Origin of the sequence: Pseudomonas sp. SLBN-26, from assembly GCF_006715895.1 — a bacterium.
Taxonomy (GTDB): domain Bacteria; phylum Pseudomonadota; class Gammaproteobacteria; order Pseudomonadales; family Pseudomonadaceae; genus Metapseudomonas; species Metapseudomonas otitidis.
On record NZ_VFOB01000001.1, the window covers coordinates 2,119,348 to 2,137,627 of the forward strand.

Consider the following 18,280-nt stretch of genomic DNA (forward strand, 5'->3'; position numbering starts at 1 on the left):
ACAGGCTATGAGGCTTCGCCCTCGGCGAGTAGCCAGCGGCTGAAGGTCACGAGTGCAGGCGGTGACTCGGCCAGGGGGCGGGTCACCAGCACATAACGCTCGCAGAGTTGCGCCAGAGTCGGCCAGGGCGCACTCAGCCTCCCTTCATCCAGGTCACCCTCGACGTAGCGTCTCGGCACCAGCGCCATGCCGAAACCCACCTTGGCAGCCTCGATGAGCAAGGCGTAGCGGTCATAGACCGGCCCCGTAGTCGCGCTGGACAGGGCCATGCCGGTCAGCTCGGCATAGCGCGGCCAGCCATTGGGGCTCCCATGCTTGTGCAAGAGGGGCATGCGGGCGGGCGCCTCGCCCGCCAAGTGCGGGTGGCAGACCGCGACCATTGGCTCCTCGAACAACGGCTGCACCTGCATGGAGCGCCAGATGGGATGGTCGTAGTTGATCGCCGCATGCAGGTCGCTGTCCTCCAGAGTGAAGGGCTGCGTACGCTCGCGCAGGTTGATCTCGATATCGGGATGGCGTTGACGGAAGCGCGCGAGCCGAGGAATCAACCAGCGGCTGGCCAAGGTGGGGATGACCCCGATCTCCAAGGCAACGCCAGTGGTTGTCTCACTCATCGCCTGGCGGGTATGCCGCTCCATATCCGCTAACACCGTGCGCATCTGCGCCGCGTAGCGAACACCGGCGCTCGAGAGCTCGACTCGGTTGCCCGCACGGAGGAACAGGCGCACCCCGAGGAACTGCTCCAGCTTGGCGATCTGCCGGCTGATAGCCCCCTCGCTCAATGAGAGTTCATGTGCGGCCCTGGCGAAGCTCTGGTGGCGCGCGGCGGCTTCCAGGGCGAGCAAGGCAGAGGTGCTGGGCAGGCGTCTGGTCATCGGTGGCCATCCGTGGATCGATGGGGCGACAGGATGACGCATGCGCAAGCTGCCTTGCAAAAAAAACGGTAACCCATTGCATGGGGGGCCCCTAGCATGGGGCCGCGATTCCGCAAGAGCCGGAACGCAATCCATGATGATTGGGAGTGCTGCCGTGAAGACGATTGACCGGGCCCTGCTGGGGCTGGGCGTGCTGATTCCGTTCTGGCTGTTCGCGGGTGTCGCACTGACCGCGCTCGCCTATCCGGGCTATAGCCATCTCGACCAGGCGATGAGCCAGTTGGGGGCCACAGGCGCCCGAACACAAGGCTTCTCCGCCTGGGTGAACAACCTTCCGTTGGGGGTGCTGTTCGTGCTCTTCGCGGTGGGTGTGGCGAGGCGCTTTCAGGCATCGCGTCTCGCGCTGGTGAGTGCCTCCCTGATCCTCCTCCACGGTCTGGCCAGTTTCGCCACGGGTTACTTTGCCTGCGACCAGGGTTGCGCGCCGACGCAGCCGTCCGTATCGCAGCAGGTGCACAACCTGGCGGGGCTGTTGATGTTCGCCTCGCTGACCCTGGCCAGCGCCCTGTGGGTGTTCCTCGGCAGACGTCTACTCGATGCCCCCGGCTTCGGGGTATTTTCAGCGCTCTGCGTGGTGCTGGCCCTGGTGACGGTAGTGCTGATGGGCAGGGCCCTCGCCGATGGCCAGCTGTTCGGCCTCTACCAGCGGCTCAACTACGGAGTCTCGGTTACCTGGGTAGCATCCTTGGCGCTACTCGCCTTACGGCGCCAGGCGAAGACCGATGGCGTTGGCAACCTCGTTACTACCAGCTGTTGATGCCCTGGGCGGGCGGCAAGTCCACCTGGCTCGGCGGACCTTCCCTCAACGAATCGCCTCGACTACGATCCGCCGAGGCTGATGCTGCCTGCCGCTCGCATCCTTCGGGAATGGTGAATGCATCGCTCCACCGTCTCCCGTTCAGCACCCTCTTGAATGTCGAAGACCGGCAACGCGAGCCCCATGAGCTTCGACATCTGGAGGCAACATGCAAACCATCCAAAACGCCAAAGTCATGGCCAAGCGGCTGCGGGCCCTGCTAGCCACAAGCAGTCACGACATCAGCCACTCCGCCGCCCTCGAACTGGTCGCCCAACAGCTCGGCTATCGCGACTGGAACACCGCCTCGGCCCAGCTTCGAGACGACACCCAGGGCATCGTGTTCGAGCGCAGCATTCCCATCCTGCGGATGTTCGATGAAGGCAAGGCGCGCGAGTTCTACTGCGACTTCCTCGGCTTCTCGGTCGAATTCGAGCATCGCTTCGAGGCGAATCTACCGCTGTACCTGGGTCTGGACCGCGCCGGGCTCAAGCTGCACCTGTCCGAACACCATGGCGACGCCAGCCCAGGCGCCACGATCTTCGTGCCCATGCGCAACATCGCTGCCCTGCATGACGAACTGATCGGCAAGCACTACAGCTACGGCCGGCCAAACATCGTCGAGCAGGACTGGGGGCAGGAGATGCAGGTCCACGACCCGTTCGGCAATCGCATCCGCTTCTGCCAGTACTGAATCGCACTTCGGTCGGGTGGTGGATCCGCCCGGCCATCTGTGTCCGGCCTCAACCGGCGGCCATCGCCTCGTCACGGCTGGCCGAGGGGCTCTGCCCGGTCCAGCGCTTGAAGGCCCGGCGAAAGCCGCGCACGTCGCTGTAGCCGAGCGCTTCGGCGATGCGCTCGATGGGCATATCCGGGTTGCTCAACAGGCTCATGGCCCGCGCCCGGCGCACCTGCTCCAGCAGGGTTTCGAAGGTGATGCCGTGCTCGCTCAGGCGCCGGCGCAGGGTCCGGCTGCTCATGTTCAGCCCGTGGGCCACGGCGTCGATGGGGCTGCCCTGGGGCAGGTCGCGGGCGATGGCACGCTCCACGGTCTGCAGGAGGCTGGCCTTCTGCTGCACCTGGGCGCTTTCCAGCTCCAGCAATTGCAGGGCCTGGCGCAGGGCCACCGGCTGGTGGCCGGGCAGCGTCCTATCCAGCCAGTGGCTGGCGAACACCATGCGGTTGTGCAGGCAACCGAAGTGCAGGTTCGGCCCCAGCAGGCGCTGGTACTGCTCGACGTAGGGCGGCGCGCCATGGGTGAACTCGAAGCGCAGGGGCTGGAATTCGGCGCTGGCCAGGGCGCGGTTGTAGACCATCAGGCTGGCGAAGAACTCTTCCACCGCGAACACCTGCACATCGGCAAAGGGCAGTTGGCATGCCACCTCCACGAAGCTCTCGGCGGCCCCCTCGTGCAGGCTGTAGACGGCCATGCTGCCGGCGGTGTGCTGGAAGCGCAGGCCCACCTCGAAGGCGTCGCGCAGGGTCTTGCACAGCGACAGCACGTGGCCGAGCAGGCCGAGAGTACCGAGCACATTGCGGTGCCCCACCCACAGCCCCAGCCCCCCTTCCGGGAAGGCCGCGAGGGCGCGCTGGATCAGGGTCGCCGCCTGGCGGTAGGAGATGCGCTGGGCTGGGTCCTGGAGGTCATCGGGGGTGAAGCCCAGGCCACGGCACAGGCGTTCGCTGCTGATGCCCCGGTCGCTCACCACCTCTGCCAGGGTCTGCAGCAGGAAGGGTGAAACCTGGGCCAGGTCGTACTGGGCGTCGAGGGGCGTGAGGGTCATGGGCAGGCACATCCGAAGCCGGCGCCTGAGGGTTCTTGTTGTGGGGCCAGGCGCGCAGGGTGGCCATCATAACGCGTTCGGGATCGACCCAAGAGGGGTTGTAACAGCGTATTGCAGCCTGGCCTTCAATGCCCCCTGCCTGTCCGGCAATGCCCTGCTCCGCCAAGCCGCCAGCGCTTATTCCTATGGCGCCGCCCGAGGGGCCCTCCGGCGGCGTCCACACACAATAACAATGAGCACCCCCATGAATCCGAACCGTGCCACTTGGCTGCTTCCCCCTGCAGCCGCCCTCGCCATCGCCCTGCCACTGGCCGCCCAGGCCACCGAGAACGGTGTCGACAACATCGGCCCCGGCACCGATGGTTTCTTCGTCCTGCCGCTGGACGTGAACAGCCTTCCGGACCACATGTTCGCCTTCAACCTCTACTACAACCACTACGAGTCGAAGAAGCTGGACATCAGCTCCCTGGGCGGCAAGGTGCCGGAGGTGAAGATCACCTCCGATGCGATCATCCCGCGACTGGACTACCTCAGCCCGCTGCGGCTGCTGGGCGGCCGGGTCGGTGGCTACGTGGCACAACCCTACATGCGCCAGCAGGTGGCGCTGTTCGGCCAAGAGAGCCGCCGCGAAGCCCAGGGCGACACCACCATCGCGCCACTGATCCTCTGGGACATGGGCAAGGACCTGACCCTGGGCGCGGCCCTGGAGATCACCCTGCCCACCGGCAGCTACGACGCCGCGCGGCCGGCCAACACCGGCAACAACTTCGTCACCTACAAGCCGCTGCTCTCGGCCACCTGGCAGCCCAGCGAGCGCACCGAGCTGTCGGTCAAGGCCACCTACAGCTTCAACAAGGAGAACCCGGACACCGACTACCAGTCCGGCCAGCTGTTCCACTTCGACTACTCCACCAGCTACCGGGTGACCGACAACCTGCGCCTGGGCCTGAACGGCTACTACGTGAAGCAGACCACCGACGACAAGCAGTTCGGCCGCACGGTGACCTTCATGGGCGAGGACGTGGACGACGGCGTGCGCGGGCAGGTCTTCGCCATCGGCCCAGCGGTGCACCTGACCTTCCTCAAGTACGCCAGCGTTGAGATGCGCTGGGCCAAGGAGTTCGCCGTGGAGAACCGCCCGGAAGGCGAGATGCTCTGGGCCAAGCTGAACCTGCCGTTCAGCCTCTGAACCTTTCGGCCTCTGGACCTTCCCGGAACGCAGAACCCCAGGCAAGGGCCTGGGGTTCTCTCAGTCAGTTGGCATCGACCGCAGGAGCGAGCGCTGCTCGCGAAGCGCTTCACGCTGGAGTAGCTGACCCCGCGCTCAGCTGTACACCGGCCACTGCTCGACGATGCGCCCGTCACGCACCGCCAGCAGGTCGCCGAACTGCAGGAGGATGGATTCGGACTGGGTCGGCCGCAGGAACACCTGGTCATCCACGCCCAAGCCGACGGCGTGGGAGCCGTTGATCATTTCCTGGTTGGAGCTGCGCCCGTAGAGGCCGTTGAACTGCAGGCCCTTGGGCGACTCCGGCTCGGCCATCCAGTTGCCGCCGTAGATGAAGAAGGTCTCGCGCTGGTTCGGGTCCCACCAGGAGAACAGCGCCGACTTGCCGTCCAGCGCCGGGATGCGCACCGCGCCGGTGCTCTTGAGCACCGGGGTGGCGATGTAGGCCGCCGGCTGGTGCTCCTCCAGGGAGGGCAGGTCGTAGTGGGTGGGCTTGAGCAGCGCCGAGCCCACCGAGACCTCGCTGCTGGTGCGCTCGCGCTCGTGCATGCGGTAGCTGGGGCTGCCGGCGGTGTTCAGGGTCAGGTCCGGGCGCCACAGCGTTGGGTGCCGGGTGCGGGCGTAGTCGACGAAGCCGTCGTACAGCGTCATCACCTTGGCGAAGAGCGCTTCGGGCGAGCCGAGGATGCCGGGCACGCCCATGCCGACGAAGGGGTCGTAGCCCATGAAGCCGGCGAACTCCAGGTGCTGCGGGTTGGCGCCGATCAGCTTGAGCATCCGCCCGAGGCCGGCCGTGTCCTGCACGCCGCCCCGGTGCAGCCCCACGTCCAGTTCGATGTTGATGCGCATGCGGATGTTCAGGGCCTTGGCCAGCGCCAGGTACTGCGCCAGTCGCTCGGGGGTGTCGAGCAGCCACTGCAGCTGCCGGGCCGGGTCGAACGGACCGCGATGGGCCTCGTAGAACAGCTGCGCCGCACGCACCGGCAGGGGCTTGCCGAGCAGAATGTCCGACTCGGGGAAGCGCTCGGCGTCGTGGTTGAGGAAGGGCTGGTGGAACGACATCAGCCGCTGGGTGCCGGCACGCTTGGCGATGTAGTCCAGTAGTTGCGGCGACGGCAGGGACTTCTCCACCAGGCGAAGCGACTTGCCGGCACGGCGCACCGACTGCATCACCACGTCGATGTTGTGGTCCAGCCGGTCGAGGTCGATCAGCATCACCGGGTGCATCGGCCCCTGGGCCTTCAGCTCGCGGTTCAGGCGGGCGAAGTAATCGCTGTACGGGGCGCCCTTGTCGGCCGGCCGCAGCCAGGCGCCGACACCGGCGAGCAGTACGCCGGCACCGGCCGTGCCGACGAGGAATTTGCGACGGTTCATGGCTTCTCCTTGTTATCCGGCCACGCCGAGGATCGAGGACAGGTGCGCATTGAGGAACTTGCCGCTCGGGTCCAGCGCCTGGCGCACCTCGGTGAATTCCTTCCAGCGCGGGTAGAGCGCCTGCAGGGTGCGCGCGTTGAGCGTGTGCAGCTTGCCCCAGTGCGGCCGGCCGGCGTACTTCCAGAAGATCGGTTCGACGGCGGCGAAGAAGTTGTGGTGGTCCATGCTGTAGTGCTGGTGCACGGAGATGGAGCAGCTGTCGCGGCCCTCGAACATGCTCAGGGGGATGTCGTCGGCCTTCACGTAGCGGTACTCGATGGGGAACCAGGTGCGCAGGTCCTTGTCGCGGATCAGCGCGAGTATCTCCCGCAGGCAGGCCGGGCCATGCTCGGCGGGCACCGAGTACTCCATCTCGTTGAAGCGCACGTTGCGCACGTTGGCGTAGATCTCGTAGGAGTCGCCGACCCGGTCGTCGAAGCTGGCGATGTGGCGCAGGCTGTTGAGCAGCGCGCGGCGGGCGGCGGGGAAGTCGCTGCCGTACTTGTCGAGGTTCTCGATGATCTTCACGAAGCCGTTGCCGCCCTCCTCCTCCGGGTCCAGCGGCGGCGTCGCCGGGTCGGTGGTCTCGTTGAGGGCAACGGACAGCGCGTAGTCGGAATGGGTGATCACCAGCATCTCCCAGTGCTGGTTGTCACGGGTGAGGTTGCCCACGTCCTCCAGCAGCTCCTCGGTACTGGCGATCCACTGCTTCTCGCGCAGGCGATAGGCCTCGCGGTTCTGCAGGCGCACCCGCGTCGCCACGCCCAGGGCACCCAAGGACACCCGCGCGGCGTTGAACACCTCGGGGTGGTGCTGGGCGTCGCAATCCAGCACCTCGCCGCTGGCGGTCACCAGTTGCAGGCCGGTGACCTGTGAGGAGTAGGAGCCGAAGCCGACGCCGGTGCCGTGGGTCGAGGTGGCGATCGCCCCGGCCAGGGTCTGGTAGTCGATGTCGGCCATGTTCGGCAGCGCCTGCCCAACCGCCTGCAGCGCCGGCCCCATCAGGGACATCGGCGTGCCGGCGGCGAACTCAGCCTGCAGGGTGGCCGGATCGTGGGCGAGCAGACCGTTGAAGTAGGCCAGCGACACCAGGGTACCGTCGGTGGGCACCAGGGCGCTGAAGGAGTGGGCCGAGCCCACCGGGCGGACCTTGCCTTCGGCCTGGCGGATGACCTGGACCAGCTCGTCCAGGCTCTGCGGGGCGAGGCGTGCCAGGGGCAGGCAGCTCTGCCCGCCGGACCAGTTGCGCCAGGGGATCAGCCGGGGCGCACGGGCCAGTTCCGCCAGCGCCGGGGTGCAGGCCAGCGCGGTGAAGGCGCCGGCGACGCCGGCCCGCTGCAGCAGCTGGCGTCGGGTGAGGTTCATAGCCATGGAGGACGCCTTATTCGAGGTGCTGACCGGACATGAAGGAAATCAGCGCGAGGAACTGTTCTTCCGAGCACTGCATGCACATGCCCATCGGCGGCATGCCCTTGAAGCCGTTGATGCTGTGGTCCAGCAGGCTGTCGGTGCCCTGGGCGACACGCGGCGCCCAGGCGGCGGCGTCACCGCTCTGCGGCGCCCCGGAGGCGGGGTTGGCGTGGCACAGCTTGCAGCTGGTGTCGTAGACCTTGGCCAGGGCCGGGTCGGCCGGTGCCAGGGTGGCGGCATTCTGCGGCGCGGCCGGCTTGGCCTCCTCGCCACAGCCGCCGAGCAGCCCGGCCAGGGCCAGCAGGGCGGGAATCAGCAGGTTCGCGGGTTTCGGCATCGCACTCCCCTCTTCTACCGTGCCAGGCGGCACGGCGCTTGTTGTGGTGGGTAGCGCGCCACGTTACGCCAGGTGCCTCCGGGCGCTGAGGGCATTGGCGGACAGCGAGGGGGCTTGGCAGGACAGCGCGATGACCGCGCCGGAAACCACAGGGTGCGGCGGTGCCTCAGCCGAGGGTCTTGGTCATCTCGCGGGTGGCTGCCCAGCCGAGGGCCTGGTACACCGGGCGGCCGACCTCGGTGGCGTGCAGCACGGCGAAGCCCAGGCCACACCGGGCGAACTCGGCTTCCGCCAGCTTCATCAGTGCCGTCGCCAGCCCCCGACGCCGGTAGGCCGGCTCGACGTAAACGTTGAGCACGTAGCCGCGCTGGTCCTGGGTCGGGTGGGCCGGGTGCGGTGGCCAGTCGATGCTCATCAGGCCGATGCCGGCCGCCGGACTGCCCTCGTCCATCACCATGAAGCCGTAATAGCGGCCGTCGTCCAGGCGCACCCGCAGCCAGGGGCGGAAGTGCTCGGTCATCACCCGTAGCGAAGCCGGATCACCTCCGGCTTCGAGGAACATCGCCTCGCGGTGCCTGCAGATCAGTTCCAGGTCGTCCGGTACCAGCTGCCGTACCTGCAGCCCACCGAAATCGCTTGCCTCGATACCCTCTTCCATCGCCCTATCCTCCCTGGTTGAGCGCCGATCCTAGGGGCATCGCGTGCCATGGCATAGGCACAGATCGAGGTGGGAAAGGCCATACACCCGACGGGATGTAACCTGCCGGGGACAAGGACGGGTCGAACCCAGGTGGACTGATGAAACAGGAGGGTAGGAGATGGAACGATTCACCGGAGGCTGCCTGTGTGGCGACCTGCGCCTGGTGGCGGAGGGTCGGCCGTACCGGGTCGGGCTGTGCCACTGCCTGGACTGCCGCAAGCATCACGGGGCGCTGTTCCATGCCTCGGCGATCTTCCCCGAGGCGGCGGTGACCCTCGAAGGGACCGCCCACGCCTACGCAGGCCGGCATTTCTGCCCCCGGTGCGGGTCATCGGTGTTCAACCGTTCGGGCGATGAGGTGGAGGTCAACCTGGGGGCGTTGGACGCGCCCGACCAGTTGGTGCCGACCTACGAGAGCTGGGTGATCCGACGCGAGTCCTGGCTGCCGGCCTTCCCACTGGCCAGGCACTACTCCCGGGATCGCGACCCGACCAGCCGCTACGAGGACTGACGGCGCGCACCGCCACATCTCCGCACGGCTGGCGTGCAACAGCGGCTAGAAGGTGTAGGCGATGCCGGCCTGTACGGTGCGCGGCGCGCCGGGATAGGCATAGAGGTTGAAGGCGCCCTCCTCGTACTCCTCGTTGAGCAGGTTCTTCACGTCCAGGTTCAGACGTACCTGCGGCGTCAGTTGGTAGAAGCTGAGCAGGTCGACGACGGTATAGCCCTTCATCGCATAGGTGCTGGCGGAGGTCTGTCCGGCGCGGTCGTCCACGTAGCGCACGCCGGCGCCCAGGCCCAGGCCCTTGGCGGCGCCGTCCTGGAACTCGTAGACGTTGAGCAGGCTGAAGCTGTTGCGCGGGATATTGGCCAGGCGGGTACCTTTCTTCAGGCTGTTGTCGCGGGTCACCTCGGCATCGACAAAGGCGTAGCCGCCGGTCATGCGCCACTCAGGGGTGAGGTTGCCGGCGATGTTGAGGTCGAAGCCACGGCTGCGTACTTCGCCGGCGGCAACACTGAAGGCGGAATCCAGGGGGTCGAGGGTGAGCACGTTCTGCTTGACGATGTGGTAGACGGCCGCGTCGACGCTGAGCTGCTGGTCCGGCGACTCCCACTTCAGGCCCACCTCGTAGGCCTTGCCTTCCTCAGGATTGAAGCCATCGCCCTGGCGGCTCGCACCAGTGTTGGGCTTGAAGGATTTCGACGCATTGGCATACAGCGCCAGGCTATCGGTGAGGTCGTAGATCACCCCCAGGCGCGGGGTGGTGGCGGTGTCCGCCGTGCTCCAGTCGCGGCTGCCGGGCAGACGGTTGTCGTAATCGTGCTCGTAGCGCTCCACACGTACGCCCGCCAGCACCTTGAAGCGTTCGGTGAGCGCGACCTGATCCTGGACGAACGCCGCCCAGGTGTTGAGGTTTTCCTTGTCGTGGGTGGTCACACGGGTCAGTGCCGGACGTGCCTGGCCGGTGGCGGGGTTGAAGATGTCCACGGTGTAGTCGCCGGTCGAACCGCCGGAGCGACGGATGATGGACCTGTAGTGGTAGTCCTCGTATTCCACGCCAGTCAGCAGGGTGTGGGCCAGGCCGAAGGTGTCGAAGTGGCCAGTGAGGTTGAGCTGGTAGTCGCGGTCGCTCCAGTCCAGCTTGCGGTAGTTGAAGTTGCGCCCCAGGGTGCGCCTGTCAGCCTGCAGCCCGTTGGCTTCGATGGCGTTGCCCTGCAGGGTGCCGTTGAGGTCCTGCACGCCACCAGCGAGGGTCCAGTCGGCGTTGAGGGCATGCTCGAAGCGCAGTTGCAGCATGTCGTTGTCGTTGTGCAACCGATTGTCGCTACGCGAGCCCCAGGCATTGATGTCGCGAGAGGGGTTACCGGCCTGGTTGGGGTAGCGGGTCAGGCCCCGGTCGAGGGGATGGTTGTTGCGCATCAGGTCGGCTTCGAGGGTGATGCGCGTGTCGTCGGTGGCCTGCCAGCTGATCACCGGCGCCACGTCGTAGCGCTCGCTCTCGACGTTGTCGCGGAAGCTGTCGCCCCCCTCCCCCAGCAGGTTCAGGCGGTAGGTCACGCGGCCTTCCTCGTCGAATGCGCCAGTGGTGTCCAGGGTGCTGCGGTACAGGCCCTGGTCGGTAACCTGCGCGCCGAGCGTGGTCTTGCGCTCGGCCTGGGGCTGCTTGGTCACCACGTTGAAGGTGCCGCCCGGATCGCCACGGCCATAGAGGCTGGACGCCGGCCCGCGCAGGACTTCAAGGCGCTCGATGGTGTTGGCGTCCGGCGCATTGGGATAACCCCGGTTGATGGGGAAGCCATTGCGATAGAACTCGCCGGTGGTGAAGCCGCGCACGGTAAAGGTGGTCAGCCCCTGGCCCCCGAAGTTATTGGCGCGACCGACGCCACCGGCGTAGTCCAGCGCCTCCTGCAGGCGCGTTGCCCCGGTGTCCTCGACCACGTCGCGGGGGACCACGGTCACCGACTGCGGGGTTTCGTGCAGGGCCGTGTCGGTGCGCGTGGCGCTGGCTGACCGGGTCGCCTTGTAGCCCTTCACCGGCCCATCCGCGCGCTCCCATGCTTCAGCCTGGGCATCGATGTTCAGGGCATTGAGCTCCAGCGAACCGGTGTCTTCGGCGGAGAGTGGCGGTTCGGCACTGAAAGCGGGGGCGGCAGCCTGGAGCAGGCAGAGGGACAGAAGGGTACGGCGCATCGAAAAGCGGTTCCTTGCAAGACGAGGTGAAGGTATTTGTAGGAATGCGCCGCACGCTATCACAAATGACAAGCTTTATCATTCGCAAAAATGCCTTGTCCTACAAAATCTTCTTGCCCGGGCGCTACCAGCGAGCCGCCCAACCCTTCAAGGGTGGCTCGCTGACAAAGACCAGCGCGCCCTCACTTGCACGCCTTCAAATTAACCGCCCCCACGAAATGGTTGCCGTGCCCCATCACGCAGGCCACGCGCTGGTTGCGGTTCCGCTCCCAGGCTTCCACCGGGTACTGCTTGTTCCAGGCGGTGTAGAGCTGGCGGTCCTGTTTGGACAGGCGCAGGCCGTAGCGTTCGCTCATGTAGAAGTAGGTGCGCGCGATCATCCCGCGGATCTGCTGGCGCGGCATGGCCTTGCGCGCCTTGAAGTCCACCACCATCGGGCAGGCGCCGTACTGGCTGGGCGCCTGGGGCAGCCAGCCGAAACCGTAGTTGCTGCGGTCGCCGTTCACCTCGCCGATGCTCGGCACCAGGTTGTGCAGGTCGGCTTCGGCCCGGCGGTAGGCGTCGTCGTGTCGGGCACAGTTCTCGCGGCCGCCGTTCTGCCAGCACTTGCGCTGGTGGCCGATGACCCAGGCCGGGACGATGTGCTCCCACTCGATACGGCTGGCGCGCTTGGCATTGGTCCGCGGGACGTAGCCACAGCTCTTGAGGTCCACCTTGTTGCCGCTGTAGCGGCAGCCGCAATAGAACTCGACGGGGTGGGAAGCGTAGAGCTTCCAGGCGGCTTTCTTGGCTTCCTGGAAGGTGCGCGGCGCGGTGGCCTGGGCGGTACCGGCCAGCAGGAGGGAGAGCAGCAGGACGAAACGGATCATGGATCAGGGGATTCCCGTACAGCGTGGAGAGGCACTCACTGACAGCGGTTCTTCATCGGAGTTTTGTTGCCAGGGGATGAGTTCACCGAGTATATGTATATTCATACAGTATTCAATGAGAATCGTCCGATGATGCCTTCAGCCCCCATGCCCTTGCCAAAACCGCTGTCACAAATCCCTGGGATGATCCGTTCCCGGAAACACCCGCTGCCGCTGCGCGTTGCCGGCGGTCCGGACAACCCTGCACCACGCCGGCCGGCTGGAAGCCGCCACGGGGCGCGGTGCCTGCACTGATGAGGAGAACAGGGATGGTCGACGTGATGCAGTTGAAGTACACGGTCAACCGCATGGCGGTATCCGAAGTACGCGAGGCGGTGGACGAGCTGCTGCTGGAGGGGCTGGTGACCGACGGCAAGACGCCTTTCACCCGCGTGCACTTCAACACCTGCCTGGCGGAGATCGAGGCGCTGTTCCAGCGGGCGGGCTACCACCGGCCGCTGGACGTGGTGGGCTACCAGGGGCTGGTGTATGTACTGTTCGACCCGACCCGCTGGGAGCCGGTGGAGGTGCTGCGCTGGCTGAAGGACTACGTGGAGAACGCCCAGGCCTGCCGCTCCCTGGCACGCACCGCCGACGAGCTCAGCGCCGCTGGGCGTACGCCGTGAACAGGCCGCTGCCGACGATGATGGCGATGCCAACCACGCCGATGGCATCCGGCGCGTGGTCGAAGAGCAGGTAGCCGAGCAACCCGGCGAAGACGATCTGCCCGTAGCTGAACGGTGCCAGCAAGGCCGGCGAGGCATACCGGAACGCCTGGGTCAGCAGCATGTGCCCGCCCATGCCACAGGCGCCCAGGGCCAGCATCAGCAGGCCGTGGCCAGTGGTGGTGGGCAGGCTCCAGAAGAACGGCACCAGGGTGCTCATGATCAGGGTGTTGGTGAGGCCGGTGATGAAGTTGGTGGTGGCCGGGCTGTCGTAGCGCGAGAGGATGCGCGTCAGCAACTGGTAGAAGGCGAAGCACACCGCAGCCGAAACCGGCAGGAGCACCGCCGGGGTGAACAGCGCGCCCCCGGGCCGCACGATCAGCAGCACCCCACCCAGCCCCAGCAGGACCGCCACCCATTGCCCGCGGGTGACGCGCTCCTTCAGCAGCGGCACCGACAACGCCGTGACCAGCAGCGGCGCCAGGAAGATCACCGAGGTCGCCTCCGCCAGGGGGATGTAGCGCAGCCCGGTGGTGAACAGCAGGCTCACCCCGATCAGGCACAACGCCCGCGCCACCTGCAGCCCGGGGCGCTTCGCCCGCAGCACCCGCAAGCCCTGCTGCGGCAGCAGGTAGCCGGCCAACAGCAGCGTGTGCACCAGGTAGCGCACCCACACCACCATGATGATCGGGTAGAAGGCCGACAGGTATTTGGAGATGGCGTCGTGGCTGGAGAACAGGAAGATCGCCACGCAGATCAGCAGGATGCCCTTCAAGGGCTCCTCGCGGCGCAGCGATGGGGTACTGGGGCTCATGCGGGGTTCCGGGCAGTCTGCGGCCGATATGTTTAGCAGACTAATGATGAGGCGGCTCAGAAAATAGCGGCTTGAGCGACCGACCTCAACTCAGCGCGACCGGTCTGGGGTTATCCTAGCCGCCCCTCCCCGACCCCGCCCGGCCCGATGAACCCCGAAGACCTCCTGCTGCTGGTGACCCGCGAGATGCCCTACGGCAAGTACAAGGGCCGCCTGATCGCCGACCTGCCCGGCCACTACCTCAACTGGTTCGCCCGCGAGGGCTTCCCCAAGGGCGAGATCGGCCGCCTGCTGGCCCTGATGCAGGAGATCGACCACAACGGCCTCAAGCCGCTGCTGGAGCCCCTGCGCCAGAAACGGCGCCGACCGCAGGCAGGTGCAACCAACTCGGACTAGTATGGAAACGCGCCCCTCGCCGCGTTTTCCCGACGACCGGTTGCACCTCCCAAGGCAGCGCGCAACCCCGCGCGCACCGAGGCGGTGCGGGGTTTCCCAGGCTTGCTGGAGACAGCGAAATATCAAGGTTGCACCTGGTTGCACCCCGACTTCGGCACAGCTACTCTTGGCGCCGCAATCCGCCGTGCCGACCACGGCAGCTGACGAGGACAAGAAATGGCCACCACCACTACCCTTGGCGTGAAACTCGATGAGGCGACCCGCGAGCGTCTCAAGGAAGCCGCCCGCCGCATCGACCGCACGCCCCACTGGCTGATCAAGCAAGCGATCTACAGCTACCTCGAGACCCTCGAGAGCGGCACCACCCTGCCGGAGCTGCAAAGCATCGCCGCGCGCCTGGCCGAGGGCGACAGTGAAGCGGTGGAGGCCCTCCTCGACCCGGTCTACCAGCCCTTCCTCGAATTCGCCGAGAGCATCCTCCCGCAGTCGGTCCTGCGCGCCGCGATCACCGCCGCCTACCGCCGCCCCGAGGAAGAAGTGGTGCCCATGCTGCTGGAGCAGGCCCGCCTGCCCGCCGAGATGGCCGAAGCCACCTACAAGCTCGCCTACGGCATCGCCGAGAAACTGCGCAACCAGAAGAGCGCCGGCGGCCGTGCCGGCCTGGTGCAGGGCCTGCTGCAGGAGTTCTCCCTGTCCTCCCAGGAAGGCGTGGCGCTGATGTGCCTGGCGGAAGCCCTGCTGCGCATCCCGGACAAGGGCACCCGTGACGCCCTGATCCGCGACAAGATCAGCAACGGCAACTGGCAGCAGCACCTGGGCCAGAGCCCGTCGATGTTCGTCAACGCCGCCTCCTGGGGCCTGCTGATCACCGGCAAGCTGGTGTCCACCCACAACGAGGCCGGCCTCTCCAGCTCGCTGAACCGCATCATCGGCAAGAGCGGCGAACCGCTGATCCGCAAGGGCGTGGACATGGCCATGCGCCTGATGGGCGAGCAGTTCGTCACCGGCGAAACCATCGCCGAGGCCCTGGCCAACGCCAACAAGTTCGAATCCAAGGGCTTCCGCTACTCCTACGACATGCTCGGCGAAGCCGCGCTGACCGAAGAGGACGCCCAGCGCTACTACGCCTCCTACGAGCAGGCCATCCACTCCATCGGCAAGGCCTCCCACGGTCGCGGCATCTACGAAGGCCCGGGCATCTCCATCAAGCTCTCCGCCCTGCACCCGCGTTACAGCCGCGCCCAGTACGAGCGCGTGATGGACGAGCTGTACCCGCGCGTGCTGGCCCTGACCCTGCTGGCCAAGCAGTACGACATCGGCCTGAACATCGACGCCGAGGAAGCCGACCGCCTGGAAATCTCCCTCGACCTGCTGGAGCGCATGTGCTTCGAGCCGGGCCTGAAGGGCTGGAACGGCATCGGTTTCGTCATCCAGGCGTACCAGAAGCGCTGCCCGTACGTGATCGACTACGTCATCGACCTGGCCCGCCGCAGCCGTCACCGCCTGATGATCCGCCTGGTCAAGGGCGCCTACTGGGACAGCGAGATCAAGCGCGCCCAGGTCGACGGCCTGGAAGGCTTCCCGGTCTACACCCGCAAGGTCTACACCGACGTGTCCTACGTGGCCTGCGCCCGCAAGCTGCTGGCCGTGCCGGACGCCATCTACCCGCAGTTCGCCACCCACAACGCCCACACCCTCTCGGCCATCTACCACATCGCCGGGCAGAACTATTACCCGGGCCAGTACGAGTTCCAGTGCCTGCACGGCATGGGCGAACCGCTGTACGAGCAAGTGGTGGGCAAGATCGCCGACGGCAAGCTGAACCGCCCCTGCCGCATCTACGCCCCGGTGGGCACCCATGAAACGCTGCTGGCCTACCTGGTGCGTCGCCTGCTGGAAAACGGCGCCAACACCTCGTTCGTCAACCGCATCGCCGACAGCTCCATCTCCATCAAGCAACTGGTGGAAGACCCGGTCGCAAGCATCGAAGCCATGGCCGCGGCCGAAGGCACCCTCGGCAAGCCGCACCCGCGCATTCCCCTGCCCCGTGACCTGTACGGCGCCGGCCGTGTGAACTCCAGCGGCATCGACCTGGCCAACGAGCACCGCCTGGGCTCCCTCTCCAGCGCCCTGCTCGGCAGTGGCCATGCCGACTGGCGCGCCCGCCCGATGCTGGGCTGCCCGGTCTCCGAAGGCGAGAGCCTGCCGGTGCTCAACCCGGCCGACCGCCGCGACGTCGTCGGCCACGTGCAGAACGCCAGCCTCGAAGACGTCGGCAACGCCGTGCTCGCCTCGCTGACCGCCGCCCCCATCTGGCAGGCCACCCCGCCGGTGGAGCGCGCCGCCGCCCTGGACCGCGCCGCCGACCTGATGGAGGCCGAGATCCAGCCACTGATGGGCCTGCTCTGCCGCGAGGCCGGCAAGACCTTCGCCAACGCCATCGCCGAAGTGCGCGAGGCCGTGGACTTCCTGCGCTACTACGCCGCCCAGGCCCGCCACGACTTCGCCAACGACAGCCACCGCCCGCTGGGCCCGGTGGTCTGCATCAGCCCGTGGAACTTCCCCCTGGCTATCTTCACCGGCCAGGTGGTCGCCGCGCTGGCTGCCGGCAACACCGTGCTGGCCAAGCCCGCCGAGCAGACCCCGCTGGTGGCCGCTCAGGCCGTGCGCATCCTGCTGCAGGCCGGCATCCCCGAAGGCGCCGTGCAGTTGCTGCCGGGTGAAGGCCACACCGTGGGCGCCGCCCTGGTGAACGACGAGCGCGTCAAGGGCGTGATGTTCACCGGCTCCACCGAAGTCGCCGGCATCCTCGCCCGCAACGTCGCCGGCCGCCTGGACGCCCAGGGTCGCCCGATCCCGCTGATCGCCGAGACCGGCGGCCAGAACGCCATGATCGTCGACTCCTCCGCCCTGCTGGAGCAGGTGGTCAACGACGTGGTCGCCTCCGCCTTCGACAGCGCCGGCCAGCGCTGCTCGGCCCTGCGCGTGCTGTGCCTGCAGGAAGACGTGGCCGACCGCGCGCTGGAGATGCTCAAGGGCGCCATGGCCGAATGCCGCCTGGGCAACCCGGACAACATCATCGTCGACATCGGCCCGGTGATCGACGCCGAAGCCAAGGCCGGCATCGACCGCCACATCGAAGCCATGCGCAAGAAAGGCCGTCACGTCTACCAGGTCGCCCGCACCGAAGGCGACGTGATGAGCCGCGGCACCTTCGTCATGCCGACCCTGATCGAACTGGAAGGCCTGGACGAGCTGGAGCGCGAAGTGTTCGGCCCGGTGCTGCACGTGCTGCGCTACAAGCGCGAGAACCTGGACCAGCTGCTGGACCAGATCAACGCCACCGGCTACGGCCTGACCCTGGGCGTGCACACCCGTATCGACGAAACCATCGCCAAGGTGGTGGACAAGGCCCACGCCGGCAACCTCTACGTCAACCGCAACATGGTCGGCGCCGTGGTCGGCGTGCAGCCCTTCGGCGGTGAAGGCCTCTCCGGCACCGGCCCGAAAGCCGGCGGCCCGCTGTACATGTACCGCCTGCTCGCCACCCGCCCGGACGATGCGGTCACCCGCACCTTCCAGCGCCTCGACGAGCAACAGGCCGACGCCGGCCTGCGCACGCTCCAGGAAGAGCGCCAGGGCAAACCGCTGGCCGCCCTCAAGGAGTGGGCCGCGAAGGAAGGCCGTGGCGAGCTGGCCAGCCTCTGCGACCGCTTCGCCGAGCTGTCCCAGAGCGGCCTGAGCCGCACCCTCCCCGGCCCGACCGGCGAGCGCAACACCTACCTGCTGCTGCCCCGCGAGAACGTGCTGGGCCTGGCCGACGACGAAGCCGACCTGCTGGTCCAGCTGGCGGGCGCGCTGTCGGTGGGCAACCGTGTGGTCTGGCAGGACGGCGAAGTGACCAAGGCCCTGCGCGCCAAACTGCCGAAGGCGGTTCAGTCGCGCATCCAGTTGGTCACCGATTGGAAGAGCGAGGACGTGGCGTTCGACGCCGTGCTGCACCACGGTGATTCCGATCAGCTGCGCGAGATCTGCCAGCAGGTCGCCGCCCGCAAGGGCGCGATCATCGGCGTCCAGGGCCTGTCCCGTGGGGAAACCGCCGTACCACTGGAGCGCCTGCTGATCGAACGCTCCCTCAGCGTCAACACCGCCGCCGCCGGCGGCAACGCCAGCCTGATGACCATCGGCTGACGTCCCGGGCC

General features: G+C 67.1%; 16 protein-coding genes. 7 read left to right on the plus strand and 9 right to left on the minus strand.

Annotated elements, in window-relative coordinates; translation table 11 throughout:
• Positions 1-5: 5 nt before the first annotated feature.
• Positions 6-875: a LysR substrate-binding domain-containing protein gene (locus tag FBY21_RS09775; protein WP_142010677.1), complete on the minus strand. Its 870-nt coding sequence runs from the start codon at positions 873-875 to the stop codon at positions 6-8.
• A gap of 154 nt (positions 876-1,029) precedes the next feature.
• Between FBY21_RS09775 and FBY21_RS09780 the strand changes: the two genes are divergently transcribed.
• Positions 1,030-1,692 (plus strand): DUF998 domain-containing protein, encoded by a 663-nt coding sequence (locus FBY21_RS09780; protein WP_142010679.1) that lies wholly within the window; start codon positions 1,030-1,032, stop codon positions 1,690-1,692.
• Positions 1,693-1,900: 208 nt separating this feature from the next.
• Positions 1,901-2,425, plus strand: a complete 525-nt coding sequence (locus FBY21_RS09785) for a glyoxalase superfamily protein (RefSeq protein ID WP_044412673.1) — start codon at positions 1,901-1,903, stop codon at positions 2,423-2,425.
• A gap of 49 nt (positions 2,426-2,474) precedes the next feature.
• On the opposite strand, the gene FBY21_RS09790 is transcribed toward FBY21_RS09785, so the two are convergent.
• Entirely contained in the window at positions 2,475-3,515 is a 1,041-nt protein-coding gene (locus FBY21_RS09790; protein WP_044412675.1) for an AraC family transcriptional regulator, read from the minus strand.
• 244 nt (positions 3,516-3,759) lie between these two features.
• Here FBY21_RS09790 and FBY21_RS09795 point away from each other — a divergent pair, with 244 nt between their 5' ends.
• Entirely contained in the window at positions 3,760-4,704 is a 945-nt protein-coding gene (locus FBY21_RS09795) for a transporter (RefSeq protein ID WP_142010681.1), read from the plus strand.
• 135 nt (positions 4,705-4,839) lie between these two features.
• On the opposite strand, the gene FBY21_RS09800 is transcribed toward FBY21_RS09795, so the two are convergent.
• The 4 genes from FBY21_RS09800 to FBY21_RS09815 all read right to left on the minus strand — a co-directional run bounded on the left by FBY21_RS09800 (position 4,840) and on the right by FBY21_RS09815 (position 8,561).
• Entirely contained in the window at positions 4,840-6,048 is a 1,209-nt protein-coding gene (locus tag FBY21_RS09800; protein WP_174244755.1) for a DSD1 family PLP-dependent enzyme, read from the minus strand.
• A gap of 81 nt (positions 6,049-6,129) precedes the next feature.
• The gene (locus FBY21_RS09805; protein ID WP_174244756.1) at positions 6,130-7,461 is read right to left on the minus strand and encodes a D-arabinono-1,4-lactone oxidase; all 1,332 of its coding nucleotides are present in this window, start codon (positions 7,459-7,461) and stop codon (positions 6,130-6,132) included.
• A gap of 76 nt (positions 7,462-7,537) precedes the next feature.
• Positions 7,538-7,903: a c-type cytochrome gene (locus FBY21_RS09810; RefSeq protein ID WP_044412685.1), complete on the minus strand. Its 366-nt coding sequence runs from the start codon at positions 7,901-7,903 to the stop codon at positions 7,538-7,540.
• Positions 7,904-8,069: 166 nt separating this feature from the next.
• Complete coding sequence (locus tag FBY21_RS09815; RefSeq protein WP_142010687.1) at positions 8,070-8,561, minus strand: GNAT family N-acetyltransferase; 492 nt, start codon at positions 8,559-8,561, stop codon at positions 8,070-8,072.
• Positions 8,562-8,721: 160 nt separating this feature from the next.
• Between FBY21_RS09815 and FBY21_RS09820 the strand changes: the two genes are divergently transcribed.
• On the plus strand, positions 8,722-9,114 hold the full coding sequence (locus FBY21_RS09820; RefSeq protein ID WP_142010689.1) for a GFA family protein: 393 nt from the start codon (positions 8,722-8,724) through the stop codon (positions 9,112-9,114).
• 45 nt (positions 9,115-9,159) lie between these two features.
• Here FBY21_RS09820 and FBY21_RS09825 read toward each other — a convergent pair whose 3' ends face one another.
• Both FBY21_RS09825 and FBY21_RS09830 read right to left on the minus strand, forming a co-directional pair.
• The gene (locus FBY21_RS09825) at positions 9,160-11,295 is read right to left on the minus strand and encodes a TonB-dependent siderophore receptor (RefSeq protein WP_142010691.1); all 2,136 of its coding nucleotides are present in this window, start codon (positions 11,293-11,295) and stop codon (positions 9,160-9,162) included.
• 182 nt (positions 11,296-11,477) lie between these two features.
• Entirely contained in the window at positions 11,478-12,164 is a 687-nt protein-coding gene (locus FBY21_RS09830) for an endonuclease (protein WP_074969356.1), read from the minus strand.
• Between the two features lie 308 nt (positions 12,165-12,472).
• On the opposite strand from FBY21_RS09830, the gene FBY21_RS09835 reads away from it, so the two are divergent.
• Positions 12,473-12,829 (plus strand): transcriptional regulator, encoded by a 357-nt coding sequence (locus tag FBY21_RS09835; protein ID WP_142010694.1) that lies wholly within the window; start codon positions 12,473-12,475, stop codon positions 12,827-12,829.
• On the opposite strand, the gene FBY21_RS09840 is transcribed toward FBY21_RS09835, so the two are convergent.
• Entirely contained in the window at positions 12,804-13,682 is an 879-nt protein-coding gene (locus FBY21_RS09840) for a DMT family transporter (protein ID WP_044412698.1), read from the minus strand. The two genes, FBY21_RS09835 and FBY21_RS09840, sit on opposite strands and share 26 nt — an antisense overlap.
• A 147-nt stretch (positions 13,683-13,829) precedes the next feature.
• On the opposite strand from FBY21_RS09840, the gene FBY21_RS09845 reads away from it, so the two are divergent.
• Entirely contained in the window at positions 13,830-14,078 is a 249-nt protein-coding gene (locus FBY21_RS09845) for a DUF3820 family protein (RefSeq protein WP_044412700.1), read from the plus strand.
• Between the two features lie 216 nt (positions 14,079-14,294).
• Entirely contained in the window at positions 14,295-18,269 is a 3,975-nt protein-coding gene (gene putA / locus FBY21_RS09850) for a trifunctional transcriptional regulator/proline dehydrogenase/L-glutamate gamma-semialdehyde dehydrogenase (RefSeq protein ID WP_142010696.1), read from the plus strand.
• Positions 18,270-18,280: the final 11 nt, after the last annotated feature.

Bases quoted from the DNA above. Each gene is read 5' to 3' on its own strand.
- FBY21_RS09825 (WP_142010691.1), bottom strand. From the start codon at position 11,295: ATGCGCCGTACCCTTCTGTCCCTCTGCCTGCTCCAGGCTGCCGCCCCC.
- FBY21_RS09815 (WP_142010687.1), bottom strand. From the start codon at position 8,561: ATGGAAGAGGGTATCGAGGCAAGCGATTTCGGTGGGCTGCAGGTACGG.
- FBY21_RS09835 (WP_142010694.1), top strand. From the start codon at position 12,473: ATGGTCGACGTGATGCAGTTGAAGTACACGGTCAACCGCATGGCGGTA.
- FBY21_RS09775 (WP_142010677.1), bottom strand. From the start codon at position 875: ATGACCAGACGCCTGCCCAGCACCTCTGCCTTGCTCGCCCTGGAAGCC.
- FBY21_RS09790 (WP_044412675.1), bottom strand. From the start codon at position 3,515: ATGACCCTCACGCCCCTCGACGCCCAGTACGACCTGGCCCAGGTTTCA.
- FBY21_RS09785 (WP_044412673.1), top strand. From the start codon at position 1,901: ATGCAAACCATCCAAAACGCCAAAGTCATGGCCAAGCGGCTGCGGGCC.
- FBY21_RS09830 (WP_074969356.1), bottom strand. From the start codon at position 12,164: ATGATCCGTTTCGTCCTGCTGCTCTCCCTCCTGCTGGCCGGTACCGCC.
- FBY21_RS09795 (WP_142010681.1), top strand. From the start codon at position 3,760: ATGAATCCGAACCGTGCCACTTGGCTGCTTCCCCCTGCAGCCGCCCTC.
- FBY21_RS09840 (WP_044412698.1), bottom strand. From the start codon at position 13,682: ATGAGCCCCAGTACCCCATCGCTGCGCCGCGAGGAGCCCTTGAAGGGC.
- FBY21_RS09810 (WP_044412685.1), bottom strand. From the start codon at position 7,903: ATGCCGAAACCCGCGAACCTGCTGATTCCCGCCCTGCTGGCCCTGGCC.
- putA (WP_142010696.1), top strand. From the start codon at position 14,295: ATGGCCACCACCACTACCCTTGGCGTGAAACTCGATGAGGCGACCCGC.
- FBY21_RS09820 (WP_142010689.1), top strand. From the start codon at position 8,722: ATGGAACGATTCACCGGAGGCTGCCTGTGTGGCGACCTGCGCCTGGTG.
- FBY21_RS09845 (WP_044412700.1), top strand. From the start codon at position 13,830: ATGAACCCCGAAGACCTCCTGCTGCTGGTGACCCGCGAGATGCCCTAC.